Annotated in this window: 25 protein-coding genes; 14 read left to right on the top strand and 11 right to left on the bottom strand. The window is 42.3% G+C overall.

Going from position 1 to position 25,881, the window contains the following annotated elements; translation table 11 throughout:
* The first annotated feature begins 8 nt into the window (after positions 1-8).
* The 3 genes from DXX93_RS11290 (at position 9) to DXX93_RS11280 (ending at position 4,537) form a co-directional block, all read left to right on the top strand.
* On the top strand, positions 9-2,654 hold the full coding sequence (locus tag DXX93_RS11290; RefSeq protein ID WP_258872654.1) for an FtsX-like permease family protein: 2,646 nt from the start codon (positions 9-11) through the stop codon (positions 2,652-2,654).
* A 15-nt stretch (positions 2,655-2,669) separates the two neighbouring features.
* Entirely contained in the window at positions 2,670-3,911 is a 1,242-nt protein-coding gene (locus tag DXX93_RS11285; RefSeq protein ID WP_116008180.1) for a lipocalin-like domain-containing protein, read from the top strand.
* Between the two features lie 203 nt (positions 3,912-4,114).
* Positions 4,115-4,537, top strand: a complete 423-nt coding sequence (locus DXX93_RS11280) for a BLUF domain-containing protein (protein WP_116008179.1) — start codon at positions 4,115-4,117, stop codon at positions 4,535-4,537.
* Between the two features lie 266 nt (positions 4,538-4,803).
* Here DXX93_RS11280 and DXX93_RS11275 read toward each other — a convergent pair whose 3' ends face one another.
* Positions 4,804-5,817: a zinc-dependent alcohol dehydrogenase family protein gene (locus tag DXX93_RS11275; RefSeq protein ID WP_116008178.1), complete on the bottom strand. Its 1,014-nt coding sequence runs from the start codon at positions 5,815-5,817 to the stop codon at positions 4,804-4,806.
* Between the two features lie 153 nt (positions 5,818-5,970).
* Here DXX93_RS11275 and DXX93_RS11270 point away from each other — a divergent pair, with 153 nt between their 5' ends.
* The 3 genes from DXX93_RS11270 (at position 5,971) to DXX93_RS11255 (ending at position 9,189) form a co-directional block, all read left to right on the top strand.
* Positions 5,971-6,861, top strand: a complete 891-nt coding sequence (locus DXX93_RS11270) for a LysR family transcriptional regulator (RefSeq protein WP_147302679.1) — start codon at positions 5,971-5,973, stop codon at positions 6,859-6,861.
* Between the two features lie 194 nt (positions 6,862-7,055).
* Positions 7,056-8,384 carry an aldehyde dehydrogenase family protein gene (locus DXX93_RS11260; protein WP_116008175.1) on the top strand — a complete coding sequence of 443 codons (1,329 nt, stop codon included), beginning with the start codon at positions 7,056-7,058 and terminating at the stop codon, positions 8,382-8,384.
* 34 nt (positions 8,385-8,418) lie between these two features.
* Positions 8,419-9,189: a prolyl hydroxylase family protein gene (locus DXX93_RS11255; protein WP_116008174.1), complete on the top strand. Its 771-nt coding sequence runs from the start codon at positions 8,419-8,421 to the stop codon at positions 9,187-9,189.
* Between the two features lie 672 nt (positions 9,190-9,861).
* On the opposite strand, the gene DXX93_RS20885 is transcribed toward DXX93_RS11255, so the two are convergent.
* The gene (locus DXX93_RS20885; RefSeq protein ID WP_258872763.1) at positions 9,862-10,119 is read right to left on the bottom strand and encodes a DUF6419 family natural product biosynthesis protein; all 258 of its coding nucleotides are present in this window, start codon (positions 10,117-10,119) and stop codon (positions 9,862-9,864) included.
* A gap of 126 nt (positions 10,120-10,245) precedes the next feature.
* Between DXX93_RS20885 and DXX93_RS11245 the strand changes: the two genes are divergently transcribed.
* The 5 genes from DXX93_RS11245 (at position 10,246) to DXX93_RS11225 (ending at position 16,243) form a co-directional block, all read left to right on the top strand.
* On the top strand, positions 10,246-11,286 hold the full coding sequence (locus tag DXX93_RS11245) for an IS481 family transposase (protein WP_116008172.1): 1,041 nt from the start codon (positions 10,246-10,248) through the stop codon (positions 11,284-11,286).
* 333 nt (positions 11,287-11,619) lie between these two features.
* Positions 11,620-12,776 (top strand): IS3 family transposase gene (locus tag DXX93_RS11240; RefSeq protein ID WP_116008023.1). Its coding sequence is split into 2 segments (ribosomal slippage): positions 11,620-11,863 and positions 11,863-12,776, totalling 1,158 coding nucleotides; the frame shifts between segments, so codons are not numbered across the junction.
* Positions 12,777-13,002: 226 nt separating this feature from the next.
* Positions 13,003-13,791, top strand: a complete 789-nt coding sequence (locus DXX93_RS11235) for a hypothetical protein (protein WP_116008171.1) — start codon at positions 13,003-13,005, stop codon at positions 13,789-13,791.
* Positions 13,733-14,926, top strand: coding sequence for an ISL3 family transposase (locus DXX93_RS11230; protein WP_116006470.1), 1,194 nt, complete (start codon positions 13,733-13,735; stop codon positions 14,924-14,926). Before DXX93_RS11235 ends, DXX93_RS11230 begins: the two co-directional genes overlap by 59 nt.
* 114 nt (positions 14,927-15,040) lie before the next feature.
* On the top strand, positions 15,041-16,243 hold the full coding sequence (locus tag DXX93_RS11225) for an IS256 family transposase (protein WP_116006715.1): 1,203 nt from the start codon (positions 15,041-15,043) through the stop codon (positions 16,241-16,243).
* Positions 16,244-16,479: 236 nt separating this feature from the next.
* On the opposite strand, the gene DXX93_RS11220 is transcribed toward DXX93_RS11225, so the two are convergent.
* From DXX93_RS11220 to DXX93_RS11210, 3 genes are all read right to left on the bottom strand, one after another.
* A complete protein-coding gene (locus tag DXX93_RS11220) occupies positions 16,480-16,788 on the bottom strand; it encodes a hypothetical protein (protein WP_116008170.1) in 309 nt (102 codons plus the stop codon).
* Positions 16,789-16,807: 19 nt separating this feature from the next.
* Positions 16,808-17,356 (bottom strand): hypothetical protein, encoded by a 549-nt coding sequence (locus DXX93_RS11215; protein WP_116008169.1) that lies wholly within the window; start codon positions 17,354-17,356, stop codon positions 16,808-16,810.
* 221 nt (positions 17,357-17,577) lie between these two features.
* A complete protein-coding gene (locus DXX93_RS11210; protein ID WP_116008168.1) occupies positions 17,578-18,915 on the bottom strand; it encodes an MATE family Na+-driven efflux transporter in 1,338 nt (445 codons plus the stop codon).
* Positions 18,916-19,276: 361 nt separating this feature from the next.
* Between DXX93_RS11210 and DXX93_RS11205 the strand changes: the two genes are divergently transcribed.
* Positions 19,277-20,227, top strand: a complete 951-nt coding sequence (locus tag DXX93_RS11205; RefSeq protein ID WP_116007788.1) for an IS110 family transposase — start codon at positions 19,277-19,279, stop codon at positions 20,225-20,227.
* 28 nt (positions 20,228-20,255) lie between these two features.
* Here DXX93_RS11205 and brnA read toward each other — a convergent pair whose 3' ends face one another.
* The 4 genes from brnA to DXX93_RS11185 all read right to left on the bottom strand — a co-directional run bounded on the left by brnA (position 20,256) and on the right by DXX93_RS11185 (position 22,054).
* Positions 20,256-20,501: a type II toxin-antitoxin system BrnA family antitoxin gene (gene brnA, locus DXX93_RS11200; protein WP_116008167.1), complete on the bottom strand. Its 246-nt coding sequence runs from the start codon at positions 20,499-20,501 to the stop codon at positions 20,256-20,258.
* Positions 20,488-20,754, bottom strand: coding sequence for a BrnT family toxin (locus DXX93_RS11195; protein WP_116008166.1), 267 nt, complete (start codon positions 20,752-20,754; stop codon positions 20,488-20,490). The genes brnA and DXX93_RS11195 overlap by 14 nt, the downstream gene beginning before the upstream one ends.
* A gap of 182 nt (positions 20,755-20,936) precedes the next feature.
* Positions 20,937-21,140: a hypothetical protein gene (locus tag DXX93_RS11190; RefSeq protein WP_116008165.1), complete on the bottom strand. Its 204-nt coding sequence runs from the start codon at positions 21,138-21,140 to the stop codon at positions 20,937-20,939.
* Positions 21,141-21,217: 77 nt separating this feature from the next.
* A complete protein-coding gene (locus tag DXX93_RS11185) occupies positions 21,218-22,054 on the bottom strand; it encodes a GIY-YIG nuclease family protein (protein ID WP_220347568.1) in 837 nt (278 codons plus the stop codon).
* A gap of 199 nt (positions 22,055-22,253) precedes the next feature.
* Here DXX93_RS11185 and DXX93_RS11180 point away from each other — a divergent pair, with 199 nt between their 5' ends.
* Positions 22,254-23,204: an IS110 family transposase gene (locus DXX93_RS11180; RefSeq protein WP_116007788.1), complete on the top strand. Its 951-nt coding sequence runs from the start codon at positions 22,254-22,256 to the stop codon at positions 23,202-23,204.
* Positions 23,205-23,232: 28 nt separating this feature from the next.
* Here DXX93_RS11180 and DXX93_RS11175 read toward each other — a convergent pair whose 3' ends face one another.
* Together DXX93_RS11175 and DXX93_RS11170 are read right to left on the bottom strand one after the other, a co-directional pair.
* On the bottom strand, positions 23,233-23,916 hold the full coding sequence (locus DXX93_RS11175; protein WP_116008163.1) for a hypothetical protein: 684 nt from the start codon (positions 23,914-23,916) through the stop codon (positions 23,233-23,235).
* 25 nt (positions 23,917-23,941) lie between these two features.
* Positions 23,942-24,421 (bottom strand): hypothetical protein, encoded by a 480-nt coding sequence (locus DXX93_RS11170; protein WP_116008162.1) that lies wholly within the window; start codon positions 24,419-24,421, stop codon positions 23,942-23,944.
* A gap of 116 nt (positions 24,422-24,537) precedes the next feature.
* On the opposite strand from DXX93_RS11170, the gene DXX93_RS11165 reads away from it, so the two are divergent.
* Positions 24,538-25,563 carry an IS110 family transposase gene (locus DXX93_RS11165; RefSeq protein WP_116008161.1) on the top strand — a complete coding sequence of 342 codons (1,026 nt, stop codon included), beginning with the start codon at positions 24,538-24,540 and terminating at the stop codon, positions 25,561-25,563.
* Positions 25,564-25,881 lie beyond the last annotated feature (318 nt).

The following is a 25,881-nucleotide window of genomic DNA, read 5'->3' as shown; positions in this document are numbered from 1 at the left end:
CGCAGTTAATGACACAGATAACAAAAGCGCAAACAAGCACAAATCAGCCTCAAGCCATCGAATTGAACGCTATTTTACGTATTTTAGCGACTCATCTGGCATTTTATCGACAGCGCCCGTGGTTAATGGCACTTTTTATTTTGGGGTTTAGCTTAGGTAGTGCGTTACTCACCGCCATTACCGGTTTAAATCAAGAGGCGAAAAACCGCTATAGCCACTCGTCAGCGCTGATCGAAAACCCTGTTTCGCACTTAATTCAGCCGCTTGTTGGCGAGAAATATATTGCTGGCGATTTATGGTTAACGCTAAGGCGAAATGGTTATAGCCATGCGCAACCGATATTACGCGGTAATTTAACCACAGCCTCTGGGCAGACACTCGCTATTCAAGGGGTTAATACCTTGCTTTGGTTAAATGCGAGTCACAAAGGCCAACAGCAAGAGATGGTGAGTCGCTTGTTTGAACCAACAAGCAGTGATGATACGCAAAATCAGTCAGCCAGAGATAACACGGGCAACAACTCATCTATTTACTCACCATTAACGACTTTATTTGTTGATAGCCAGTTTAAATCACGGCTAGAGCCTTCAGCAAAAAATCAGCAAGAGCCTTCAGCGGAAAACCAGCAAGAGCCTTCAGCGGAAAACCAGCAAGAGCCTTCAGCGGAAAATCGGCAAAAGCCTTCAGCAAATACAGATCAAAAAAACACAGTAATCTTTAAATTTGAGCCTTATCAAGCGGCTCTGCAGGTTCATTTTGTTGATGGTATAGGTCTTTGGGCAATGACCGACTTGGCACTTGCGGATCAGCTGTTAAACGCTAATGGGCAGTTAAGTTTTATTGAGCTTTCTAACTTGTCAGCCAAGCAGGTCAGTGAAATCGAACGCTTGATTAAAGGGCAAGCACGGCTGGTAGCCGCTGAACAACAAAATTTTGATGTACTCTCTGATGCCTTTTTCTTTAATTTAATGGCGCTTGCGTTGCTCGGCTATGTCGTTGCTGCCTTTCTAAGTTACAACGCAATTAAACTGACACTTTCGGCACGCAAAAAATTACTTTGGCAAATGCATTTGCTTGGTTGCACCAAGCAAAGTATTCAAGTGAGTTTATTGATCGAACTGGCAGTGATTAGCATCGCCACGGCTTTTATCGGGGCATGGGGCGGCTACTTTATTGCTAATACCTTGGTGCTTGATGTTAATCGCACGTTGATTGGCCTATACCAACTAGAAAAAGCGCTAGTGGTAAACTGGCAATGGACGAATGTGGCGATTGGTTTCATATTAAACGTGAGTGCCTTGGTGTTTATGCTGGCTAGCCAAGTTAAGGTGGTTGGTCGGCAGCACCAAAAAATATTCGTTAGCTTATTATCGCTTACCCTTGTCAGCCTAGGGTGGCTTTATCTCTTTTCAGTGACTGAGTTTCAGGCGCTCTTACTGTGTTTTTGCATACTTGTGTTATTTATTTTGTTGGTGCCTAAATTACTGACTCGCTTGGCGAGTATTCGCTTTGATTTTCAACATCCACTGGCTAGTTGGCTGCACGGTGACACCAAGCAGCACATTAGCGATCTTACTATTGCCATCGTTGCCATTTTGGTCGCACTCGGCAGTGCTGTTGGTATGCAGGTAATGGTGACCAGTTTCAGCAATACGCTTGATGCCCATTTGGAAAAGCAGCTAAGTGCAGATATCTATCTTCGCACGGCAAACGTTAACTCAGACTTTCGCGCGGTACTCAACGCACAGCCAGAAGTGAGCCAAGTGAGTGTGTATTTTCAAAGTGATGGCGAAGTGGCCAAGCTGCCGGCAAAATTGGCCAGTTTTGGCAACAGTGAACAGCACTACCAGCATATTTCACTCACCAGTGGCGAACAAGTTAATGCCTCACATTTTGCCAATCACGGCTGTTTAGCCAACGAGCAAGCCTATATAAAATTTGCTGTTGAGCTGGGCGATATTGTCGACTTTAGACAAAATGAGCGCGTATTCCCATGCCGTATTTCCGGCTTTTTTTACGATTACGGCAACCCGCTTATTTCACTTTTTACCCTTGAACCTCGCCACCAATTAGCAGCGCTGAATGGTCGCCATTTTGGCTACTCTATTCGCCTCGATCATGCCAATACGTCATTGGCACTATTTACTGAGCGTTTGATCAACGAATTTGATCAACAAAGCGAAAAAATCCTTGCCAATAAGCGCTTTAAGGAATTTGCCAATCGCTTGTTTGAAGACACTTTTGTCGTCACCAAAGCGCTAAATGGTTTTATTCTGGCCATTGCCTTGCTTAGCCTGTGTACCAGTTTATTGAGCTTAGGGGCTAATCAGCGCAAACAGCTGACCATCTTGAACCATTTGGGCGTTACCCAAGGGCAATTACTTGGGATGAAGCTTATACAGACGAACATTATCGTCGTCTTTACGGTACTTTTTGCCTTACCTTTGGGGTTACTGCTGGGGCTGGCACTACTGAAATTCGTAATGCCCATTGCCTTTGGTTGGACGATACACTTCAACTTGGATATCGCCGCGATTTTGCAAACTTGCGCCTTGTTAATTATTACTGCCATGTTGTGCGCTTATTTACCGCTTAGGCAAATAACTACTCGGGCAAATAACCACTCTGGCAAACAAAAGGTTCAACAAAAATAAGTAGGAATTGAGCTTATGTATAAACCGTGTTTTTACTTATTTGATGTCGTTAGATTAGCAAGTTCGCGTGGTGTAAAAGCTTGCTTCTCCTTCCTTTTAGCATTTTTATTATTGGCTTGTGAGCCAGTGGCTTTGAAAATTGAAACGTCGAAAGATAAGGCTTCGAATCAAGATTCGGCATGGCAAACCGCCAGTGGAGAACCAGTTGAGCAAGGCCGAACACTGGTTTTTCCTCAAGATCACGGTATTCACCAAGTACAAGGTATTGAATGGTGGTATTTAACGGCGAATCTAACGGCTAGCACAGGTGAAACCTTTGGCGTGCAGTGGACATTATTTCGCACGCTGATGCCTATAAAAACGACAATGCCAATAGGTGAGTCAGTAGCAAATCGTTCGAAAAGTCCTACAGAGCCTTCGGCTAACTCGCTAAATCAACATCAGCCTCAACCTCAAATAAGGTGGTGGGACAACAACCTCTACTTTGCGCACTTTGCGATGCAACACCAACAACGCCATGTTGCGTTTGAGCGCTTCGCGCGAGTAGGTCAAGCCAGTGTTCAACATTCCCCGTTTGTTGCTGAAATAGATAATTGGCAACTGGCAAGCCAAGGTAATGAATTCTTACCGCTTAGGTTAAAAGCCGCACAAGGGAATTATCAACTTAATATTTCATTAGCCGATAGCCCACTTGTACTGCATGGTGATGAAGGATATAGCCAAAAAACCGGGGCAGGGCATGCTTCTTATTATTACAGTTATCCTTTTTTAACAGTTGATGGCCAGCTCACGTTTGCGGGCAAGCAATATCAAGTATCAGGTAATGCTTGGTATGATCGTGAATGGTCAGCAAGCTTGCTTAGCCAAGAGCAATTAGGCTGGGATTGGTTTAGCTTGGTGAATGAAGCGTCGGATGAGCAGCTGAGCGAGAACGATGCCAAGGGGCTGATGGTGTTTTGTATTCGCGGCGCTAAGCAGAATTACGATTACTGTAGCGGCAGTAAAATCACCAAAAACGGCAAGGTACAGGCGATTCATCAAGGCGAAGTAACGCTCAAAGTGTTAGCTACCGTTGATATAGAAGGCGATAATTACCCGAAAAAATGGCAGATTGAGCTGCCAGATACGCCTGCTATTTTCGTTGAATCCATCACGCAAGATTCGCGCAATCAATTAACATTCCCTTATTGGGAAGGGCGCGTGAAGGCCAGTGGAGGTTTTAGTGGTTTGGGTTATGCCGAACTCACGGGGTACTAATTTGGCTTTAAGCAATTGCGTTGAATTATGGCCTCAAAGTAATTGACTCATACTTGTCGGCATTACCGCTTTTAATCGTATATTTTTCCGATCCGTTTCTCATTTTTAGTTAAGTCTTTAGCTAATTTTATATTAAGCGTTTGAAATCCAGTGCTAGAATCTAGGCGTATACAACGGGAAAATTAACAAAGAGAGAATTTATCATGTATTTAGTGCGTTTGATTTACGCCAGTTGCAAGCCTAGAGATATTGTTGATGAGAGTATTAACGATATTTTGGTGTCGGCGCGCAAGCACAATACTGCCAACAGCATTACGGGGTTGTTGTGCTTTAATCGTAAATACTTTTTGCAGTGCCTTGAGGGGTCGCGCAAGAAAGTGAACGAAACTTATCAGCGTATTTTACAAGACGACCGCCACGAAAAGATTATCATGCTTGATTACTGCGAAATCGTTAAACGCGAATTTACCGATTGGAGTATGGGTTATATTCCCGATTCCTCCCTCACCCACGATATTAATTTGAAATTCTCAGGCAGCTCGGAGTTTGATCCGTTTGAAATGTCGGGTGAAAGTGCCCACCAAATGATGTTAGAGCTAAAAGAGCAAGTGCCTGTGGTGGATTAGTTTACCGATATTTTGGCGTAAATTTAAGCAGTAGTTGTCAGATTATTCGAAGAACTATTTCAATTCAATTGCTTAGGGTATGAGCTGAACAGTTTTTAACTTCTATTCAATGGCGCGGTATGTATTTCTCTGGGATTAAACTGAGCAAGTTAGTTGAAATAGGGGGGAATACTGAATTGATAGGGGAGTGCTTTTATCGTCATAGTTAGCCCCTGTGAGGGCTAACTAAAATCTATTGGATGTAAAGAGTGTGAACTAGATTCCTACTACCATGCAACGCAAATTTTGCCAAAATGGCTGCCGTTTATTTGGTAGTCAAATGCTGTCGATAATTCCTCGTACTTAAATGTGGTATCGATAACAGGCTTTACATTATTGGCTTCTAAGGCCGCAACATAATCTTGCTGCTGTTGGCGGTTACCCACCAGTAAACCTTGCAAACGCGCTTGTTTAAACATTAAACCTGCCAGTGGCAAATTACCTTCAAAGCCGGTAAGCACACCAATTAACGAAATTTGACCACCAACAGCAACGGCTTCAACTGATTGTGCGAGCGTTCCCGGTCCGCCAAGCTCAATCACATGATTGACGCCTTTTCCTTGCGTCAGTTTTAACACTTCTTGTCCCCAGTCGGGCTGGGTTTTGTAGTTGATGATGTGATCTGCGCCTAAGGCTTTGGCTTTTTCCAACTTTTCGTCAGATGAAGAGGTGACAATGACTTTAGCGCCTAACATTTTACCTATTTGTAACGCGGCAATGGATACACCGCCAGTGCCTAGGGTTAAAATGGTATCTCCAGCTTTTACATTGCCATCGCAAACGAGTGCACGCCAAGCGGTTAAGCCTGCGGTTGTGATGGTTGCCGCTTCAGCATGGCTCCATCCTTTCGGGGCAAGTGTGAACGCACAGGCGCTGCGGGTGACAAAATTAGCTGCTAAACCATCAACCCCATCTCCAGGCGTTTGGGCAAAGCCATCAACATCATGTTGAGCATTACCAGACAGCCATTGCGGGAAAAAAGTCGACACGACATTATCGCCAACTTTAAACTCTTCAACACCTTCACCCACAGCCACTACTTCTCCTGCACCGTCAGACAGTAACACTCTATCTTCGGCGCTTGGCATCGCACCAGAAGCGACAAGGTAGTCGTGATAATTTAATGAACCAGCGTGAATTTTAACTTTGATCTCGCCTTTTGCTGGCGCTGCCGATTCTGCAACCTCGGTAACGGTAATATTGGCTAATCCACCAGGTTGTTTTAGGGTGATTGAACGCATTGATTTTTCCTACAACTAATAAAACACAATTAACGCCAATGACTTTTCAATGGCGGAGTGCGGTTAATACAAGAGCCGATAATATTACTATTATCATGATATCAGTGATATATTGTTTAAGTTGTAATTAATACAAGTAAAAGGTTGTTGTTTGTGGTGCTAGAAAAGCTCGATGTAAAACAAATGCGATTGCTATTATTGCTATTGCAAAAACGCAGTTTAAGCAAAGTTGCGCTAGCGTTAAATGTTAGCCAGCAGGCTATCAGTATGCAGTTAAAGTCGTTGCGAATGATTTTTGATGACCCTTTATTTGTGCGTGATGGACAAGGAATGACGCCCACGGCACATGCGCTATCATTGGGGGACGTTATTGCGAATGTCCTGAGCCAGCTTGAGCAAGCGGCGCATCCCGCACAATTTTTACCCGAAAAAGTAACAGCAACCGTGGTGATTTCTGCCACCGATTATGCGCAATATACAGTAACCAACAGACTTTTTTTTCGGATCAGGCAACTTGCCCCCGGTATTAAATTGATTGTGAAAGAGTTGGAAATAGAAACACTCTCGACGTCGATGGCCAGTGGTCAGCTTGATTTAGTAGTAACAACGCCGGCGTTTTTGTCAGACAACTTGCCTTATGCACCTTTATTCAAGGAAACTTATCAACTCGTTTCCAGCGCGAAATTACCGCCAAAGCAGCTCACTCATATTCAAGCGTTAAATCACTATGATCATGTGATTGTTTCACCTTCACGGGCAAACTTGACCGGCTCTTCACAAAGCTGGTTTGAAGCACAAGGCGTGAAACGCAATATTGTGGCTGCAATTCCGCACTTCTCAATGCTAGTTGACTACGTGAGCAATGGCGATGTACTCGCTTATGTTCCCAGTAAAATGTTGCCTAACCCTGGCTTACGCGAAATCCACCTACCACAGCAGCCTCCCGGTTTTGAAGTGGTCGTGGCTTGGCATCCTAGCCGCTCGCAAACACCCTTGCATCAATGGTTAGTGACGCAAATGCAAGCAATTACCGCAGCATCGTAACGACTGGCAACGAGCCTTTGGTGCCAGAGTCAGCTATCAGTATTGCTTGTAACAGATACAGCCTAATACTGTTTTCGGTTGTAGCTGAGATTCGCTATGATCTGCTACTTACTCTCTACCGCTTTATTATTGCCATGATTATCGCTATTGATCTTGTGGCTTTACTTGAGTTCTTCTGCAAATAACAGGTATTTATGAAACTGACGTCTTTTGATCCCAGTAATCAGCAAGCTTTAGGGCGAGTAGCCGTTGCGACCAGCGAACAAGTGCACCAGTGCGTTCAAACAGCAAAGGTCTATCAACAACAATGGCGACAGCTGCCGATGGCTGATCGTGTTGAAATTGTGCACAAAGCCTTTATGTCAGTATCGCCGTATAGCGACGAACTTGCCGTGTTGCTCTCAAAAGAAATGGGTAAAGACATAGATCGCAGTACCAGTGAAGTGCGTGGCGCTATTTTTGCGGGTAGTCACTTTGCCAAAGAAGCTGGCGCCGCATTATCACCGAGAGCCGATGGCAGCAATATTAGCTACCGCCCTCTGGGAGTATGTGCCGTTATTTCACCGTGGAACTACCCGTTGGCAATGGCGGTAAACTTAATTGTGCCAGCGCTAATTGCCGGTAACACTGTGGTATTTAAGCCTTCTGAACAAACCCCTTTAATTGCAGAAAAATTTGTCGCGTATTTGAATGAACATTTACCCTCAAATTTACTGACCATTATTCACGGTGATGAGGAAGTAGGCGCCAAGCTGGTTGAACACGAAGACGTTGCACTAGTGGCATTTACTGGCTCGCAAGCGGTGGGCAAAAAGATCATGAAAACAGCTGCGGCCAGTTTAAAACGCTTAGTGATGGAGCTTGGGGGGAACGATCCCATGATCGTATTAAAAGATGCTGATTTGGATGCAGCGGCTCGGTTTGCTGTCGCCAGTAGCTTTGAGAACGCTGGGCAAATGTGTACCTCGACAGAGCGTATTTATGTTGAAAAATCGGTTGCTCAAACATTTACGGACAAAGTGGTTGCTATTGCGAGCTATTACCAAACCGGTTGTTGGGATGAGCCTAACGCTCACATCGGCCCAATTGTCAGCCAAAAACAAGTGACTAAAATCATTGACCATATGGAAGATGCCAAAGCCAAAGGCGCTCAGGTATTGCTCGGTGGTTCGGTGCAACATGGAAACTTTTTTAGCCCGACCGTATTAACGCAATTAACACCCAATATGCTGATGGAGCGAGAAGAAACCTTCGGGCCTATTGTCGCAATTGCCGAGGTAGACTCGGTAGCTGAGGCGATAATGCGCGCTAATGATTCTGATTATGGTTTGGGCGCCGTGGTGTTTGGGCAAGCACAGGCCAGAGATGTTGCCAATCAATTGGAAGCTGGCATGATTGGCATAAACAAGGGGCCTGGAGGGGGCGGTGCTAGCCCTTGGGTTGGCGCTAAGCAAAGTGGATTGGGTTTTCACGGTGGCGTTGATGGTCATCGCCAGTTTGCGCAAGTAACGGTTGTTGGTTAATAAATTAGGCTAAGCAGTTAAAGGTTGTCATTGTATGTTAGGTAAAGGCTTTTACGTTATTGAGCACGAGCAAGGTGCAGAGAACGATAATATTCCACTGTGGGGCAACAAAGTTGAAAACCCCGCTGAATTAAGTGCACAGTCAACAAGCCGTGCTCATTTGGTGCCAGTGCCTCAAGTGCCGGGTGCATTTCAAATAATGAATGTGCTATCTCGCGACGAGTGTCGCCGTTTAATTGATATCGCTGAAACTTTGGGTTTTAACCAAGACGCCGCGGTATCGCTGCCGCGCCATATTCGCCATAACGATAGCTTAACTTGGCTGACCGACGACACTACCGAGTCTTTGATATGGCAGCGCTGCCGAGGTTTGTTAGCGTCTGGTATTGAAGCTATCGGTGGGTTAGTGCCGCTCGGTATTAACCAGCGTTTTCGTTTCTACAAATACGGCGAAGGGGATTTCTTCAAACCGCATACCGATGGTTCATGGCCGGGCAGTAAATTAATTGACGGTGTTCATGTACAAAATGCGTTTGACGATCGTTATAGTCAAATGACTTTTTTAATGCTGCTGTCTGATGATTTTGAGGGGGGCGATACGCAATTTTGGGTGAACGATGTCGAGCCGAACAAGCCCGCCCAACGAGGTCAACCAGCAAGGCAAGTTAATGTCAGAACACCAGCAGGTAGTGTGCTGTGTTTCCCTCATGGTATGCATCCGCTACACTGCGTGCATAGCTCAGAGCCAATTACCCGTGGCGTTAAATATATTATTCGAACAGATTTACTGTTTCCGCTTGATTAACGCTGCGGCTTAGTTGTTGTCAATAAGCTGATATTCAGCTTTTCATTACAGCTGTAATCAAGGTGATCAGGAATAAATTAGGCGGAATTAAGGCACAGTAATGTCAGTGTTGAAAGGTATGATAAGTTGTTATATTGCCTTGAACCACCTTGGGCAACCGCCCAATCTTGTCTACGCGGAGTACCACCTAAGTATGTTCCATCATATGGCTCACCGTGAACCCCACTTTTGAGGAATATAGGAGGCTCTGTTGTCGGGGAATAAGTATACCGACAGCGCCTTTACGGCCAGCAAAATATTTTTTGCATGCTTAATCAGTTGAATGCATCGAGCAGTTAAAGTAGCCATTTGCAATACTAATCACCTGCGCCCAGTTGAGTATTAAAAATAGGTTATGCCGTTGCCTAAAGCAAATACGAAGATTTGAGTATTGTTGGTGCGTACATTGTGAAACTACGAGATTAAACAAGGTAAACTCTGAACGATAAGCCTATCGACGCATCTAACCTTTGAATGTGCCTAACACCTGAAATAAACGGCTATATTTTGTCAGCGCAACTAACAGCCAAGCGTGGGAATCGCGCCGAAATGCTTTGTGTGCATGCCTTCGAACGCGCATGAAAAACTGTGTCTACTTGAGGTTACATACCTAAGCGCCCTTTGAGCGCCTTTTTACGTACCAGCCTTTAAACTTAATTTCCTTACACCGATTAAAACACCACCAAATGAAACAGGAAAGAGTATTAGCACCGAAATAAGTGTATTAATATCTGATATATCAATGCCTGGACTTCCGATAACGGCAAGAGTATTTATTAACAGTAAGGTTAAACTCGATTGAAGGTAGCCTTTTGAACCAATGAAACCAGCTACCAATAACATTAGCAATGAAATACCAACTGCTGGAGTGAAAGGCGCGGCCGCTAGCATCATACACAGTAAAGAAATGATAATCTATAGAAGTTTCAATCTGATCTGACATTTCACTTTCAAAAGAGAGAGTTACCAGTTTAGTTTAAGGGTGTCTAATCCAAACTAAACAAAGAGGTAACTCTCATGCTTCATACTAACAATCCTGTCATTAAACACAAAGTCGGTTTACTCAACTTAGCCGAAGAATTAGGTAACATTACGCAAGCTTGCAAAGTGATGGGTGTATCTCGCGATACGTTTTATCGCTATCAACAAGCAAATGAAGAAGGTGGCGTTGAAGCTTTACTCAATCAAAACCGTCGAGTACCTAATGTTAAAAACCGAGTCGATGAAGCGATTGAATTGGCTGTTATTGATTACGCGGTCGAATATCCTGCCCATGGGCAAACCAGAGCGAGTAATGAATTACGCAAGCAAGGCATCTTCGTCTCTCCCAGTGGTGTTCGTTCCGTCTGGCTGCGTCATGGCTTAGCCAACTTCAAAGGTCGCTTAAAAGCCCTAGAAGACAAGGTGTCGAAAGAAAACATTATACTCACCGAAAGCCAAGTTCAGGCACTTGAGCGCAAGAAGCTAGACGATGAGGCTTGCGGTGAAATAGAGACCGCGCATCCCGGTTATCTAGGATCACAGGACACGTTTTACGTGGGGAATCTTAAAGGTGTTGGCCGTGTCTACCAGCAGACGTTTGTTGATACCTATTCGAAGGTTGCTTTCGCTAAACTTTATACAATGAAAACACCGATTACAGCGGCTGATACGCTCAATGATAAGGTGTTGCCATTCTTCGAGTCTCATGACCTTCCTATGCTACGTATTCTTACTGACCGTGGCACGGAATACTGTGGAAAAATCGAGAATCACGATTACCAAATGTATTTGGCAATTAACGATATCGATCACACAAAAACGAAGGTCAAATCACCGCAAACTAACGGTATCTGTGAACGTTTCCACAAAACGATATTACAGGAATTCTATCAAGTAACATTCCGTAAACGCTTGTATATGAGCTTAGATGAGCTTCAAAAAGATCTGGACGAATGGCTCGAATACTACAACAATGAACGAACCCATCAGGGTAAAATCTGCTGTGGCAGAACGCCAATGGAAACGCTCATTGATGGTAAATCGGTTTGGACTGAAAAGAATTTAAGTTCAAACTAACCTGACGGACACCCGTTCTAAACTGGTAATCGTTAGATCAGGTCTGAACTTCTACACGAGTATAAAATTGGGTACTAAAAAGACTATTGCAAGCTTTACTCATGGTGGTAGTAGTGTCTGTAACAGATACGGTTTTTCTATTTACAGAAACTATGATGGGCATGATTTAAGAGTGACTTTAGTTAATCGTGATGGTAACAGAGTTAGGGGCGGATATGGCGAAGCAGTTTACACTTCTATATATGCTGAAGGCACTTATTATTGGCAAGTTGAACTGGTTTAATTGAGCCGGACACTTTAATAAAGGACAATGTTCCAATATTGAGGTGTTAAATGACAAAACGAAAAAACAAAACCTATACAACCGAATTTAAACAAGAAGCTGTAGCTTTAGTGACTGAGCAAGGCTATACGGTCTCACAAGCCGCAGCCTCTTTGGGAATTACAACTAAACTCATTTATAACTGGAAAGCGAAACTTGAACAACAACAAGCTGGCAATGCGTTAAGTGAAGGTGAACGAGCAGAGCTAAAACGACTGAGAAAAGAAGTTAAAGAACTCAAAGTGGAGAAAGAGATCTTAAAAAAGGCAAGCGCCTTCTTTGCGAAAGAAATGAAGTAAAGTACGAGTTCGTCAAAGCCAATAGTCAGGCTCATGACGTCCGCAAGATGTGTGCTGTGATGCAAGTCAGTCGCTCTGCTTACTATGCATGGCTCAAACGGCCAGCCAAGTTAATTACGGCAGAAGAGCTTCATTTATATCGGCGAGCTAAAGCGCTGTTTAAACGCAGTCGTGAAAGCTTGGGCTATCGCGAGCTACATAAAAACTTACGCAAAGAAGGCTTTGAAATTGGTAAGCACAGAACTCGAAAGCTCATGGAAGCGTTAAACCTAAAAGTAAAGCAGCGAGTTGCCTACAAGGTAACAACGAAGCGTAAGCATGCTGATGCAGTTGCAGATAATTTGCTTAATCAGAACTTTAATCCGTTGGGGCCAAATCAGATTTGGGCTGGTGATGTGACTTATTTAAAAACAGGCGAAGGTTGGATGTATCTTGCTGTTGTGATGGATTTATATTCTCGACGCATTGTTGGTTGGCATATAGATAAACGTATGACGACTGACTTAGTGATGAAAGCCATGATTAGGGCTTATAACCTGAGAAAACCAGCTAAAGGCTTAATATTCCACTCTGACCGAGGCTCTCAATACACCAGTAAGCGTTACCGTCAGCTGCTCGAACAATTTGGTATTCGAGCGAGTATGGGTGATGTGGGAGCCTGTTGGGATAACGCAGTAGTGGAGAGGTTCTTTGGCAGTTTGAAACATGATTGGTTACTTAAAGTGGCTCAACCTACGCGTGAGCATATGAAAAATGATGTTGTCGATTATATGAAGTATTACAACTTAGAAAGACTGCATTCAGCTAATAGTGATCTGTCACCAGTAGAGTATGAAAATTCTTTTAGAAAAGTGTCCGGCTGGAGTTGACCAGAACAAGTTGAGAATAAAACAACGACAGGCTCTACTTATGGTGGTATGGCATATGAAGTGATATCTAATAACTAATTAGAATACATCTAAATGATTCATGGGGTATTAATCCCATGGGCCATTTAGATAATGACTTAGTTTACTATAAAAGCTCAAGTTTTATCGAGTAATGTCGATAAAAGTAAAACAGTAGTTTACTTAGATTTAATTTAAAAAGGATTTTATGAAAATTAATACTAACTCATCACATAGCCAATTTGAAAATAAGACTGCTGTTTTTGTAAAAACGGATGGCGAAAACCTCAAAAATCTTTCTGAACAAAAAACTAAATTAAGCACCACAGATCCCTACCCGAAGGAAAAAAGAGATAATAAACCCTTTGATTTATCATTAATTGAGGGGAGTGCTTATGAACAAATATTTAAAAAAGAAGATTTAGACTTTACTAATATGAGTACAAACGAACTTCATAATATTGTTAAAAATGTGAATGATATGCAGTGGGAATATACACAAAAATACGGTAGTGATGAGCCAGTTAGATTAGGTAGGTATGGTAATCCAATCATATCGAAAAAAAGAGAAGATATGCTAAATTTAGAGTCTAAACTTGAGATCCTTTCTTATGGTGGTGGTGACGTTGACCCTGATAAAAAAATTGATATTATGGAGTATTTTGCTAACAGCTCAGAGAAGTTGGATAAGCTCACTATAGAATATCCTAAACGCCAAGATTATAGTGTAGCTGCCTCTTACATGAAAGAAATAATTAATACGTTTGATAGATTTATGTCAGATGATACTTTTGACTTATATCAAGAAAGCGCTGCTAGGCTATTAACGGATGAAAAAAAAATGGTTCTTCGCATATTAGCGGGACTAGAAATGAAAACGGTAGTAAAGGTAATGTTTAGTTCGCCAAAACAAAAACAACACCCAAACTACCGTTTCTATGTCAGAGCTTACTTTTCTTGCCCAGTTTTGGGAAGGGTTTCATGTCACAAATATTGAAACCAATCCTACATCCATTCACTTCACGTTAGAGCCTAACAGCTCAGGTCGATGCCGTTGTGGTCAATTAACTAACAGTATTCACGATTCGTCTTGGCGTAATATCCAAGATGCTACGATGCTGGGTCGTAAGGTGAGCTTAGCTGTTAAGACACGGCGAATTGTCTGCCCAAACTGCGGTGTTGTTACGGAATCAATTCGTTGGCTAGAGCCATTCGCCCGGATAACCAAACGACTTCAAAGTTACGTCGAAGGGTTATTGCCAATCCTACCTATCAAGCATATCTCAGAGGTGACAGGACTTCATTGGCATACCATCAAACAAATTGATAAAGCGCGGCTTGCACAACAAGTTAAAGCGCCGAATTGGTCGCGCGTAAAACGCTTAGTCATGGACGAATTTGCCCTGTTTAAAGGTCATCGATACGCCACAGTCATCGCAGACGCGGACACTTACCAAGTGCTCTGGATTGGCGTTGGTAGAGCAAGGCAGCATATTCGCCCGTTCTTTGAGTCACTTGGTGAGCATTGCCAGCAAATTGAAGCTGTTGCAATGGACATGAACACGGCCTTCGACTTGGAAGTTAAGCAACACTGCCCACAGGCTCGCATCGTTTACGACCTTTTTCATGTCGTGGCTAAATACGGTCGCGAGGTTGTTGATCGCGTTCGCGTTGACCAAGCCAACCAGCTCAAGCATGACAAGCAGGCCAGGCGTTGGGTTAAACGCTCTCGTTGGGTTTTACTTAAGAACCGAGATAACTTAAATACTCATCAGCAAGGATACCTAGATGAACTGCTCAGCATGAACCGAGACTTAATGGTGGTGTATCTATTAGGTGAGCAACTCAAAGAACTTTGGTATTGCGAGGATGAAGAGCAAGCCAAAAATCTCTGGCAATGCTGGTGGCAACAAGTCATTGAAAGTGGCATTAAACCATTGATTGCCTTTGCTCAAAGGCTCAAACCATACCTGCATGGCATCACTTCTTCAGCAATCTATCGGATGAACACATGTACCTTGGAAGGCATGAACAATAAAATCAAACTGATTAAGCGAATGGCGTATGGATACCGAGATATAGAATATTTCTTTTTAAAGATAAAAGCAGCTTTCCCCGGAAAGCCGCGATGAACCAAAAAAATTGATATTTTTATTTGAAAATAGCCTGAAATATACAAAACAGTAACGCGGTAGTGTTTAGAAATCTGTGTCATTTCAGTAATATTAAGAAAATAGGAATGACACATGACTCAATCTTTCGACTTCAACAAAGCATTAGCAGAACTTCAATCAGGTAAAGGGTTAACGGGTGAAGATGGTGTTTTAACGCCACTCATTAAACAATTAACAGAAGCTGCACTCAAAGCCGAGCTAGAGCAACACCTAGACTCAGAGCAACAACCTAACCGTAAGAACGGTACAAGCAAGAAAACGGTTAAATCCTCCGTAGGCCAGTTTGAGCTTGAAACCCCAAGAGACCGTACTGGCTCATTTGAACCTCAACTCGTTAAGAAAAATCAAACTAAGCTAACCGCTGAGATTGACCATAAAATCCTATCCATGTTTGCGTTAGGCATGAGCTATCGTGATATTCGCAGCCATGTTCAGGAAATGTACGGCATTGAAATCTCAGAAGCCACGATAACAGGCGTTACAGACCAGCTCATACCAGAGCTAAAAGCGTGGCAATCACGTAGCCTTGATACGCTGTACCCGTTTATCTGGCTTGATGCTATTCACTATAAAATCAAGGAAAGTGGCCGTTATGTTAGCAAAGCTGTTTACACCGTACTCGGCATAAATATCGAAGGTCGCAAAGAGTTACTTGGCTTATACGTCTCAGAAAGCGAAGGCGCTAACTACTGGCTATCAGTGCTCACCGATTTACACAATCGCGGCGTATCCGATATTTTAATTGCTTGTGTTGATGGACTTAAAGGCTTTCCTGAGGCCATTGGTACTATCTATCCTGAAACAGAGGTTCAACAGTGCGTTATTCATCAAATTCGTAACTCGATGAAGTATGTTGCTTCAAAGCACCAGAAAGCATTTATGGCGGACTTAAAGCCTGTTTACCGTGCAACGACCAAAGATGCCGCAGAAGCAGCCTTAGACGAATTAGATGCTAAATGGGGCAAGCTATATCCCATCGTGATTGAGTCTTGGCGCAGAAAATGGGCTAACTTGTCGGTTTACTTCAAGTATCCAGACTACGTGCGCAAAGCTATTTACACCACCAATGCTATCGAGGCAGTGCACCGCCAGTTTAGGAAATTGACCAAAACGAAAGGCGCTTTCCCGAACGAAAATAGCTTGATGAAATTATTGTATGCGGGCATATTGAACGCTTCGAAGAAATGGACAATGCCAATCCACAGTTGGAACCTGACATTGTCGCAATTAGCCATCCACTTCGAGGGGCGATTAGATGGCGTGCTAGATATTTAGCAATTTAGGCTGACACAGAATTCTGAACGCCCTCGCTAACGCTTAAATAAACGGCTAAAAATGCTTGGCTATCATAGGGAGCGCAGCGAACCAAGCCAAGCGTTTTTAGTCCGATTTAATTTTCTTGTTAGCCACAATTAAGCAGAAATATAAAAAACCTTCGATAAAAAATCTTACCGAAGGTTAATAAATGTATGAATATAAGGGTATTTCCTATCAAAAACTAGGCATATTACTCATATCATTGTTATTTCTAGAACAGATCTGTACTTACTTTTCACCACAGCATTACACATCTCGAAAGATTTTTTATCACTTTTAGCTAACTTTGCAGCAGCTCTAACAATTTTTAAAGCCCCGCTTGCGCCAGTTGTAGACGAGAGTGAATTGAGTAACTTAGAGATGCTCTTATTACAGTTTCCTGTTTCTCTTACCATAGTGGCTAGAACTTTTGTTGTTTTCTCATTTGGTGTACCAGAGTTAAATTTATCACCATAAAAAGCTGCAATAAGTGCATTGGCACTTTTAATATCTTCCTTTGTCATTCTTACATTCCCTCGTTAGTTATTTTGGATCCAATTCGATTTGGTTTAGATGGTTTAAAAAAATTGTTTTAGAGTCAATATTGGTTAATATACGAATAAAATAATTTTCATTGGTATGGCTGTAAATATATGCTTCAAATGTGTATTCATCTATTTCAGTATTGAAAACTACGCATTTGACTTCTTTGCTTGCACATGAATCACCTAGGCTAATGTCATCTTTATTTGGAGGGATAACGTGCATAAGATGACGTTTTAAAGAGTCATCAATACATTTCTCACCTAAAGAACAAAAAATAAAATCTTCAACACCATATAAGGGTTGATTACTGTTAAGGCTTTTGACGTATTCTTTGTGCTTTCCTAATAACTCTCTCATTTTCCAAGATTCAAATGTCATAATTTGAGAGTCTTTTTTAAGTATAAAGCCACCTTGTGAAAGCCCTATAATATTTTTCCACTTATCAGCTTGTGTATAAATAAAATTATCTTGTTGTATTGTTAAAGCATCAGCTTGGTGAGCGAAAAGCGTTATAGTCAAAAATAAAATCTTACTAAATAAGTTCATACATTCCCTGTCATTAAACATATTGATATTCCGATAGTATCTGTTTACTAAAACCTAGTAAATACATATTTTAAAAAGGATTTCAGGATCATCCTAAGTGGCTAACGCTTTGCTAAACGGCAAAAAACTGTTTGGCTACAATACCGAACGAAGTGAGGCGAGCCAACAGTTTTTTGTCCTTTTGAGCAACTTGTTATGTTTTTGCCTACTGGCGGTCTATTTTAAACATCACTGCCCGCAATCAACGGGTCTTGCGTTAAGTCTAATTTATTTCTAAGCATACGATACAGACCCCAAGTAATGATCGCGTCTACTGTTATCCCTAACCCGAACATCATAGCGATAGTTTCAAGTGTTGGTACAAATACACCTACTTGATAGCATATAAATGCGCCGCCATAAAAAATGCTATTGACGATCAAGGATTGATAAAGCATGAGATCTGTGCGCCCAATTCCGTAAAAATAGCTATCTATGACATTATTAAAGCTGAACACAACGTAAAAGCCGAGTAACAGCCATACTAGCTCTATAATTTTAGAAGGTTCAGCAATCCCCATGATATTTGATATAAAACCATCCCAGACTGGTACTGAAGTAGCCCAAATAACGGTTATTCCTACTGTTATCCATAAATAGCTATTAACCCGAATAGTTGATAGCCCTTTGTTTGTTGCAGCATCTTGCTTTACTAGCTGCCCGAGAGCTAGCACAGGAAGTAGTAACCACCCCCAGATAAACTGATTAGTCAGCCAAAATGTTCCAGCTTGTTGCACTTGATTAATCAATTGCAAGACCATGACTATAAATGCTGCGTTGCGAACAAACGACTCAAGGCCAGACTTCCAACCAATTGCCAACCATTCTTTCAACCATTGCGTCTGGCTCCACATACTTCGTTCAAATTTGAAATTAACTCCTGAGTTTGTAAGGTAAGTAATAGCGACAGCTGCAAGGATTGAGTTAACAACAGTATTGCTAATTGCAACGCCATCTACACCGAGTTCAAAAGAAACAGGCAACTGACTAACAAACACACTGTCACATAATACTGTCAATATCATTTGTACTACCAACAATTTATAAAGTGCCTTCTTTTCATTTTTTAAGACCAGAACCAATGATAAAAATGAGTAGATACTAGACAAAAAGATAGCGATGGATTCCAGTCGGATATAATGAACTGTGTTAACAAATAACTCTGTTTGCTGTTGCATTGCCTTGACCAAAGATGAGGCAAACAACAACACCAATACAGTTACAATTAGATAACTAGCAATGATAATACTTAGGGAAATACTTGCTCGTTCGCGAAACCTTTGCTCATCAGTTACAACATTGCCAAGGATAAAAGCAAGTGGAATTAATAATGCTTCATTAATCACCTCATACCCTACATTTAACCAAGCAACTTGTGCTGCAATACTAAATGTCCAAGGGCTTGGGAGAGTTCCCAAAAAATGAATCCGTGTTGTAGAGTAAATTAAGGGGATAAAACTGGTAAGTATCAGCACTAACCAAAGCTGATAATTAATTGTTCTGATGTCACTTTGTTTCAAAGAAAATTCCAGAAATTCTGCTAGTTCGATAAGGTCTCGGATGTGGATGAAAACATAACGCCTTACTAAAAGGCGGAAAATGCTTGGCTATAATCAGCGACGAAGGAGCGCAAGCCAAGCGTTTTGCGTCCTTTTGAGTAACTTGTATGGATAATTACCCACCTAAATAACTATTTTCGGTAAAGTGAGACCCAAGCCTTAGCGGCAACTAAGGCCTTCTTTTACAGTAGTTCGATTGATTAATGGCTCCTCAATCGAGAGACCGATAACAAGAACGAACGCTGTAAAAGACTCCAAGCAACATACTCGAATAGTCTACTGGGTCTCGAACCCGCATTATGCAAGCAAGGGTTAGCTTATTATGAAAACAGTCATCAATCAAAAGATTCACGTTGGGGTAGATACAGGTAAGTACCAACTTGATATATATCTTCGTCCTTTGGACATTTACTTCACCGTCCCCAATGACGAAAAAGGGATTGCAGAAGCCATAAATCAGCTCAAGCAATACCCTGTTGAACGCATCGTCATTGAAGCGACAGGGCGGTTAGAAATGCCGTTTATTATGGCGTGTGCGAACAGCAAACTGCCGTTTGTTATCGCCAATCCTATTCACATCAAACGCTTTGCAGGTGCGATTGGACAGCGCGCTAAAACAGACAAACTTGATGCGCAGCTTATCGCTCATTATGGGGAAGTGATTAAACCAGCACTATCACAACTCAAACCAGCCACTATGCAAGTCATGAGTGATTTGGTCGCCAGAAGAAATCAGTTACTTGTGATGCAAACGATGGAAAAGAACCGCCTTCAGTCTCTGCCAAAAAGCTTATCAATGACCATCAAGCCGATACTTACCGCGTTTAAACATCAAATCCTAAAAATTGAAAAGAAACTCGTTGAACTCATCGAATCTTGCCCTGAATACCAGAAGAAAAATACGATTCTGCAAAGCATGACAGGTATCGGTAAAATAGCGGCCTCATCAATCATCAGTAATTTGCCAGAGCTTGGCTATGTGACGGGTAAACAAGCGAGCAGCCTAGTTGGTGTTGCGCCGATGAATCGAGAAAGTGGCCGCTATAAAGGACAACGGAGAATCCAAGGTGGACGGCACCAAGTGCGCACGGTGTTATATATGGCGATGCTGTCAGCGATTCAAAGTAATCCGGTGTTTAAAGATACCTATCAACGATTAGTTGGTGCAGGCAAACCTAAAAAAGTGGCGATAATTGCCTGTATCAGAAAGATGGTGGTGATATTAAATTCGATGCTCAGAGATGGAGTAATGTGGGAAGCGCCAAAAGCTTAAAAATAGCTATTGACGCCATAGTCTCTTGTTAGCCGTGTTTCAGATGATGTGAATGTAAATTCTCAATACGTTCCGCAAGCCAAACCTTGATTATAGATTGGCGAGTAACACCAACACGATTTGCTTCGCGATCAAGTGAATCTAGCATCCATGCTGGGAAGTCTACATTCACACGCTTAGTTTTTTGCATAGGACGCTTAACATTAGATAAATCTAAGTGCTCTATGATGTCTTCACCATCATCAAATTTTTTATCGAAATCAGATGCTTTCATATAAATCTACCTCATTTTTCCTTGCTCGCCTTACAGAAATAATTCGCACATTAGGTGTACGATAAGTTACTACAGCTGACCAATACTTACCTTTATAATAAGCAACAATTAAAGCTCTAGGTTCATCTGAAGTATTCGCTGGAATTTCAATTAAATCAGGATCATTCCATAGCTCTTGAGCCTCAATAAAATCTATCCCATGTTTGGATAGATTAATGTGGCTTTTATTAGGATCAAATTCAAAAGTATACATGAGTAGAAACTATACCTTTTTTGAATCAATTGCAAGGTTGGATATTTGATGGTACGGCTAACGCCGCAATAAACGGCAAGTAATGCTTGGCTAAACTAAGCGAGGCACGAGCGCGAGCCAAGCGTTACGCGTCCGTTTGATTGTTTTGTTATGTAATTTTTCTTACTTTACATTGGGTTGGGTTAAATTCCAAACTCAGAAAGTATACGTACCGAACCTGCCCGCAACTGGCCACCACAATACGCTAAACCTGAATTTTGAGCCGCAAGCTGTTCTTGGAAAAAAGCACTAAATGTTAACGGCGAAAAACACATGAACGTGATGACAAATTCAGAAAAGGGTGCTTTCTTTGATTGATTTTCATCCTTGATATTGTGGTGGTACATAACGCCGCCGTAAACGGCGCGAGCTTGCGAGCGTCCGGCGACCGAAGGGAGCGAATTTGATGGCCTTGTTACATGTTTTACTTGGGATCAAATTCACGCTCGATTAAATTGATTAAGTTGGCTACCGTTTCTGTGCTAATGGCAATTACCTTTGCACCACCTTTTTTACCCTGCTCAACATCAAAGCCGTGAGACTCAAGAAATTCCTTGATATCTTCATAAACATTTCTGCTTCGGCCAATGGATAAATGGTGCCGACCAGATTTTCTGGCATTAACGTAGTAGGTTAATTGTTTTTCATCACTGAAAAAGGTTGGGCCAGCCAGACGCGAAGAGGATCTTAAAGGCTTATCAAGTAAATCTGATATTTCACCAACTAAAATATGATCAGACTGCTGCTTAGCCTCAACTTCTTTTTTGATGATGCTCTGTGTGTAAGCATCATTACTTTGTTCGATAGCAACTTCCTTTGCGCCGATCAACTCCATTATGGGCTGCATTCGCTCCACAAGAGTACCTTCTTTATCAAGAAACCACTCTCCTTCAATTCGGCTATCTTCCATTAACATGTGAAGGGCGTTTTCGACAGCCCTGGCATCTTCGTGCTCCCACGCTGCAATGCATTGAGCTTTAATAGGAGATTTTGTGTTGCTGATTTGTTGCAGTCTTGAGCTTAAAGTCGCATTGCCTGCACCAGTGATTCCAACTTTCTTGTATGGAATTTCAATATTGCCACCAATATCTATGTGGCGCATGACGTAAATTATTGTTTGCATTCCTGCTCGGTACTCCGAATCTGGTGTGACATGTAACGCCCAAATAACGGGCTTAAAATTGTGGGCTAAACTTGAGCGAAGCGAAAAAGCCCGCAGTTTTAAGTCCCAGTTAATTTTCTTGTATGGATAATTACCCACCTAAATAACTATTTTCGGTAAAGTGAGACCCAAGCCTTAGCGGCAACTAAGGCCTTCTTTTACAGTAGTTCGATTGATTAATGGCTCCTCAATCGAGAGACCGATAACAAGAACGAACGCTGTAAAAGACTCCAAGCAACATACTCGAATAGTCTACTGGGTCTCGAACCCGCATTATGCAAGCAAGGGTTAGCTTATTATGAAAACAGTCATCAATCAAAAGATTCACGTTGGGGTAGATACAGGTAAGTACCAACTTGATATATATCTTCGTCCTTTGGACATTTACTTCACCGTCCCCAATGACGAAAAAGGGATTGCAGAAGCCATAAATCAGCTCAAGCAATACCCTGTTGAACGCATCGTCATTGAAGCGACAGGGCGGTTAGAAATGCCGTTTATTATGGCGTGTGCGAACAGCAAACTGCCGTTTGTTATCGCCAATCCTATTCACATCAAACGCTTTGCAGGTGCGATTGGACAGCGCGCTAAAACAGACAAACTTGATGCGCAGCTTATCGCTCATTATGGGGAAGTGATTAAACCAGCACTATCACAACTCAAACCAGCCACTATGCAAGTCATGAGTGATTTGGTCGCCAGAAGAAATCAGTTACTTGTGATGCAAACGATGGAAAAGAACCGCCTTCAGTCTCTGCCAAAAAGCTTATCAATGACCATCAAGCCGATACTTACCGCGTTTAAACATCAAATCCTAAAAATTGAAAAGAAACTCGTTGAACTCATCGAATCTTGCCCTGAATACCAGAAGAAAAATACGATTCTGCAAAGCATGACAGGTATCGGTAAAATAGCGGCCTCATCAATCATCAGTAATTTGCCAGAGCTTGGCTATGTGACGGGTAAACAAGCGAGCAGCCTAGTTGGTGTTGCGCCGATGAATCGAGAAAGTGGCCGCTATAAAGGACAACGGAGAATCCAAGGTGGACGGCACCAAGTGCGCACGGTGTTATATATGGCGATGCTGTCAGCGATTCAAAGTAATCCGGTGTTTAAAGATACCTATCAACGATTAGTTGGTGCAGGCAAACCTAAAAAAGTGGCGATAATTGCCTGTATCAGAAAGATGGTGGTGATATTAAATTCGATGCTCAGAGATGGAGTAATGTGGGAAGCGCCAAAAGCTTAAAAATAGCTATTGACGCCATAGTCTCTTGTTAGCTTTTTGCCACAGAATACCAATAGTCTTTTCCTTTAGGGCGAACTACTTTCTCCAAGGCCGTTTCTCCAACTTTATCGCGTTTTTCTCTGACAGCTTTCTGCAAATCTCTGGCAAGCGCTTTGAAGGGTAAATGACTAGAACAAATATAGTCAGGCTGAGAAAGTTCTGTGTATAGCTGTGGCTTCATATTAGAGCTTTTTTCAGGATGTAAAACTAGACTGACGGTAACATCCTCGAATTTCTCGTTTCCACTATGAGCAGCAAAGTTATGCCTTAAAGCCATAACTTTTTCATGCGTCTTTTGGTGTTGCTCAGGAATGTGTGTAGCTTCCAGCTTTACTTTGCGGCCATCGCACTTAGTAAAGCATTTGCCATAAAAAGTTAATGATGCAACAAATAGCCCCTTAATAAGATCCATTTTCTCAGGTGCTTTGACTCGATCCAACTCTTGAGGTGCTAACCTTTCGATTTCTTCCAACCAAGCAATTGTACTTCTTAAATCTTTGTCAATAAGAGTGTAGGCAGCATATTGTTGACTTATCTTGTCGGACATTTGAATAGCAGGTGCAGGCTTATCTCCATAATAGTATTTATTGTGACAGCCTTTCTCCTGATCCAAATGCTCTTCTATAGTCCAGCCACTGGACATTACTTTTCTAATTATCTGCACAGTTGCCAAATTAAACTCCTATAAAGCTAACGCCTTAAGCAGTGGCGCGCGCAGTTTGCGCGTCCTGCTGACTTAACTTGTTATGCATTTTTCTCAAATACAATTTAGATGCTATATACGATGCAACCAAAGTTTCAATTAATGCCAAAGGTAAAACTATAACCAGGTAGGACCAGCTTGAAAGATTCATATTTGCCATGCCAACCCAAAACAATACAAAGAAAAAACACCACGACATGATGCCGCTAATAATAACCGACTTTGTATTATTGCCGAATGCCTGAGAACACAACCAAAATAAGAATACATATAAAGCCGTAAGCAATGTATCCCACAAACCCCAAATAGCAAAAATGCCCCAATTCATATCAGCAACATTTGGGACAACAGATAGATATTCATGCATTTCTGGCCTTACAAAAATAAAGTACCTAAATACCTCAGAGGCATTAACCCACAGGCTGACAATGATGGTAATAACTATAAAATCTTTTGTTACAAATTTTTGATTCATTCTTATTGATTCCCTGTGGATGCATAACGAATGATATGGACTCCCCGCTCGGCATCTTTCTCTAGCGAGTGTGCCATAGTGAAGTTGATTATTTGCTTCAATTGAGGAGAGTCCATATGTCACTAATTAAAGCAATTGGCATCGATTTAGCCAAATCTGTTTTCAGTATCCACGGTGTCGATAGTCATGGCAAGTGTCAATTACGAAAAACCGTTAAGCGAAACAAACTGTTAGCAGAAATTGCTAAGTTGCCAGCGTGTATCATTGGTATGGAAGCTTGCTCTGGTGCACACTACTGGGCAAGAGAGTTTACTAAGCTTGGCCATGAAGTACGCATCATGGCTTCAAAGTTCGTTATCCCGTATCGCCAAAACGAAAAGAACGATGCCAACGACGCTGAAGCCATTTGTGAAGCGGTGACCCGCCCCAAAACGCGTTTTGTCACCATCAAAAGTGAAGAGCAACAAGCTGTATTGTGCTTACACCGTATTCGCCAAGGGGCTATCAAGGATAGAACGGCACTGATTAATCGCCTACGAGGTTTGCTCGCTGAGTTTGGCATTGTCATGCCCAAAGGGCGGTATCCAGCACAACATGCCATCACAGGTATTTTAGCAGATGCTGACAATGGTCTACCGCTGCTCGCTAGAGAGCTACTAAGTGACTTATGGCAAGACATTAAAGCATTAAACCAGCAAATTCTTAAACATGACCGAAAGCTCTACCAACTCGCGAACCAAATGAACGCGGCAAAACGCTTGATGAGTATACCTGGCGTTGGAGAAATCACGGCAACGGCGGTTGTTGCGACGGTGAGTGACGCAAAAGATTTTGATACCAGTCGCGCCTTTAGTGCGTGGATAGGGCTAGTCCCTAGGCAATACACGACAGGTGGGCAAGTGAAGCTTGGCCGAATATCTAAACGTGGCGAAAAACACATTCGCACCTCACTCATTCACGGTGCACGAGCCGTTATTGCCAACTGTAAACACAAAACAGATAGAACCAGTTTATGGGTACAAGAGCTGATTGAGCGACGAGGGTTTAAACGAGCAACCGTCGCGCTTGCGGCCAAGAATGCACGGTTGATATGGGCATTGCTGCGAAGTAAAAACGAATACCAAATAGATTATGTAAAATAGAAAAGATTGACGTTGTAAAGGTAACCCTAACGGTTAACCCCACCGCGTCTTAGCATGAGCGATTGACGATAACACGGTCAGACCGAGAGCATAAAAGCCTGTTTAATCGGGAAGCGCATTTCTTGAAAGAGAAGACGCTGTCTAACGAATGAGGCCATGCTCAAGCGCAAATCATCAGGGCGATAGCACAAGCTGTTACGGCAGTATGCTAATAAACGCCGAATGTAGAGCTGCTGTCAGACTTTCTTGTTGTCAGAGAGTGCTTGTGCTTGACAAAGGGGAGTCCATGTAGCCCTGTTAATGGGCAAAATTATGTTG

The sequence above is a fragment of the Thalassotalea euphylliae genome, from assembly GCF_003390335.1.
Taxonomy (GTDB): Bacteria; Pseudomonadota; Gammaproteobacteria; order Enterobacterales; family Alteromonadaceae; genus Thalassotalea_F; species Thalassotalea_F euphylliae_B.
This window is presented reverse-complemented; position numbering and strand designations above follow the sequence as displayed.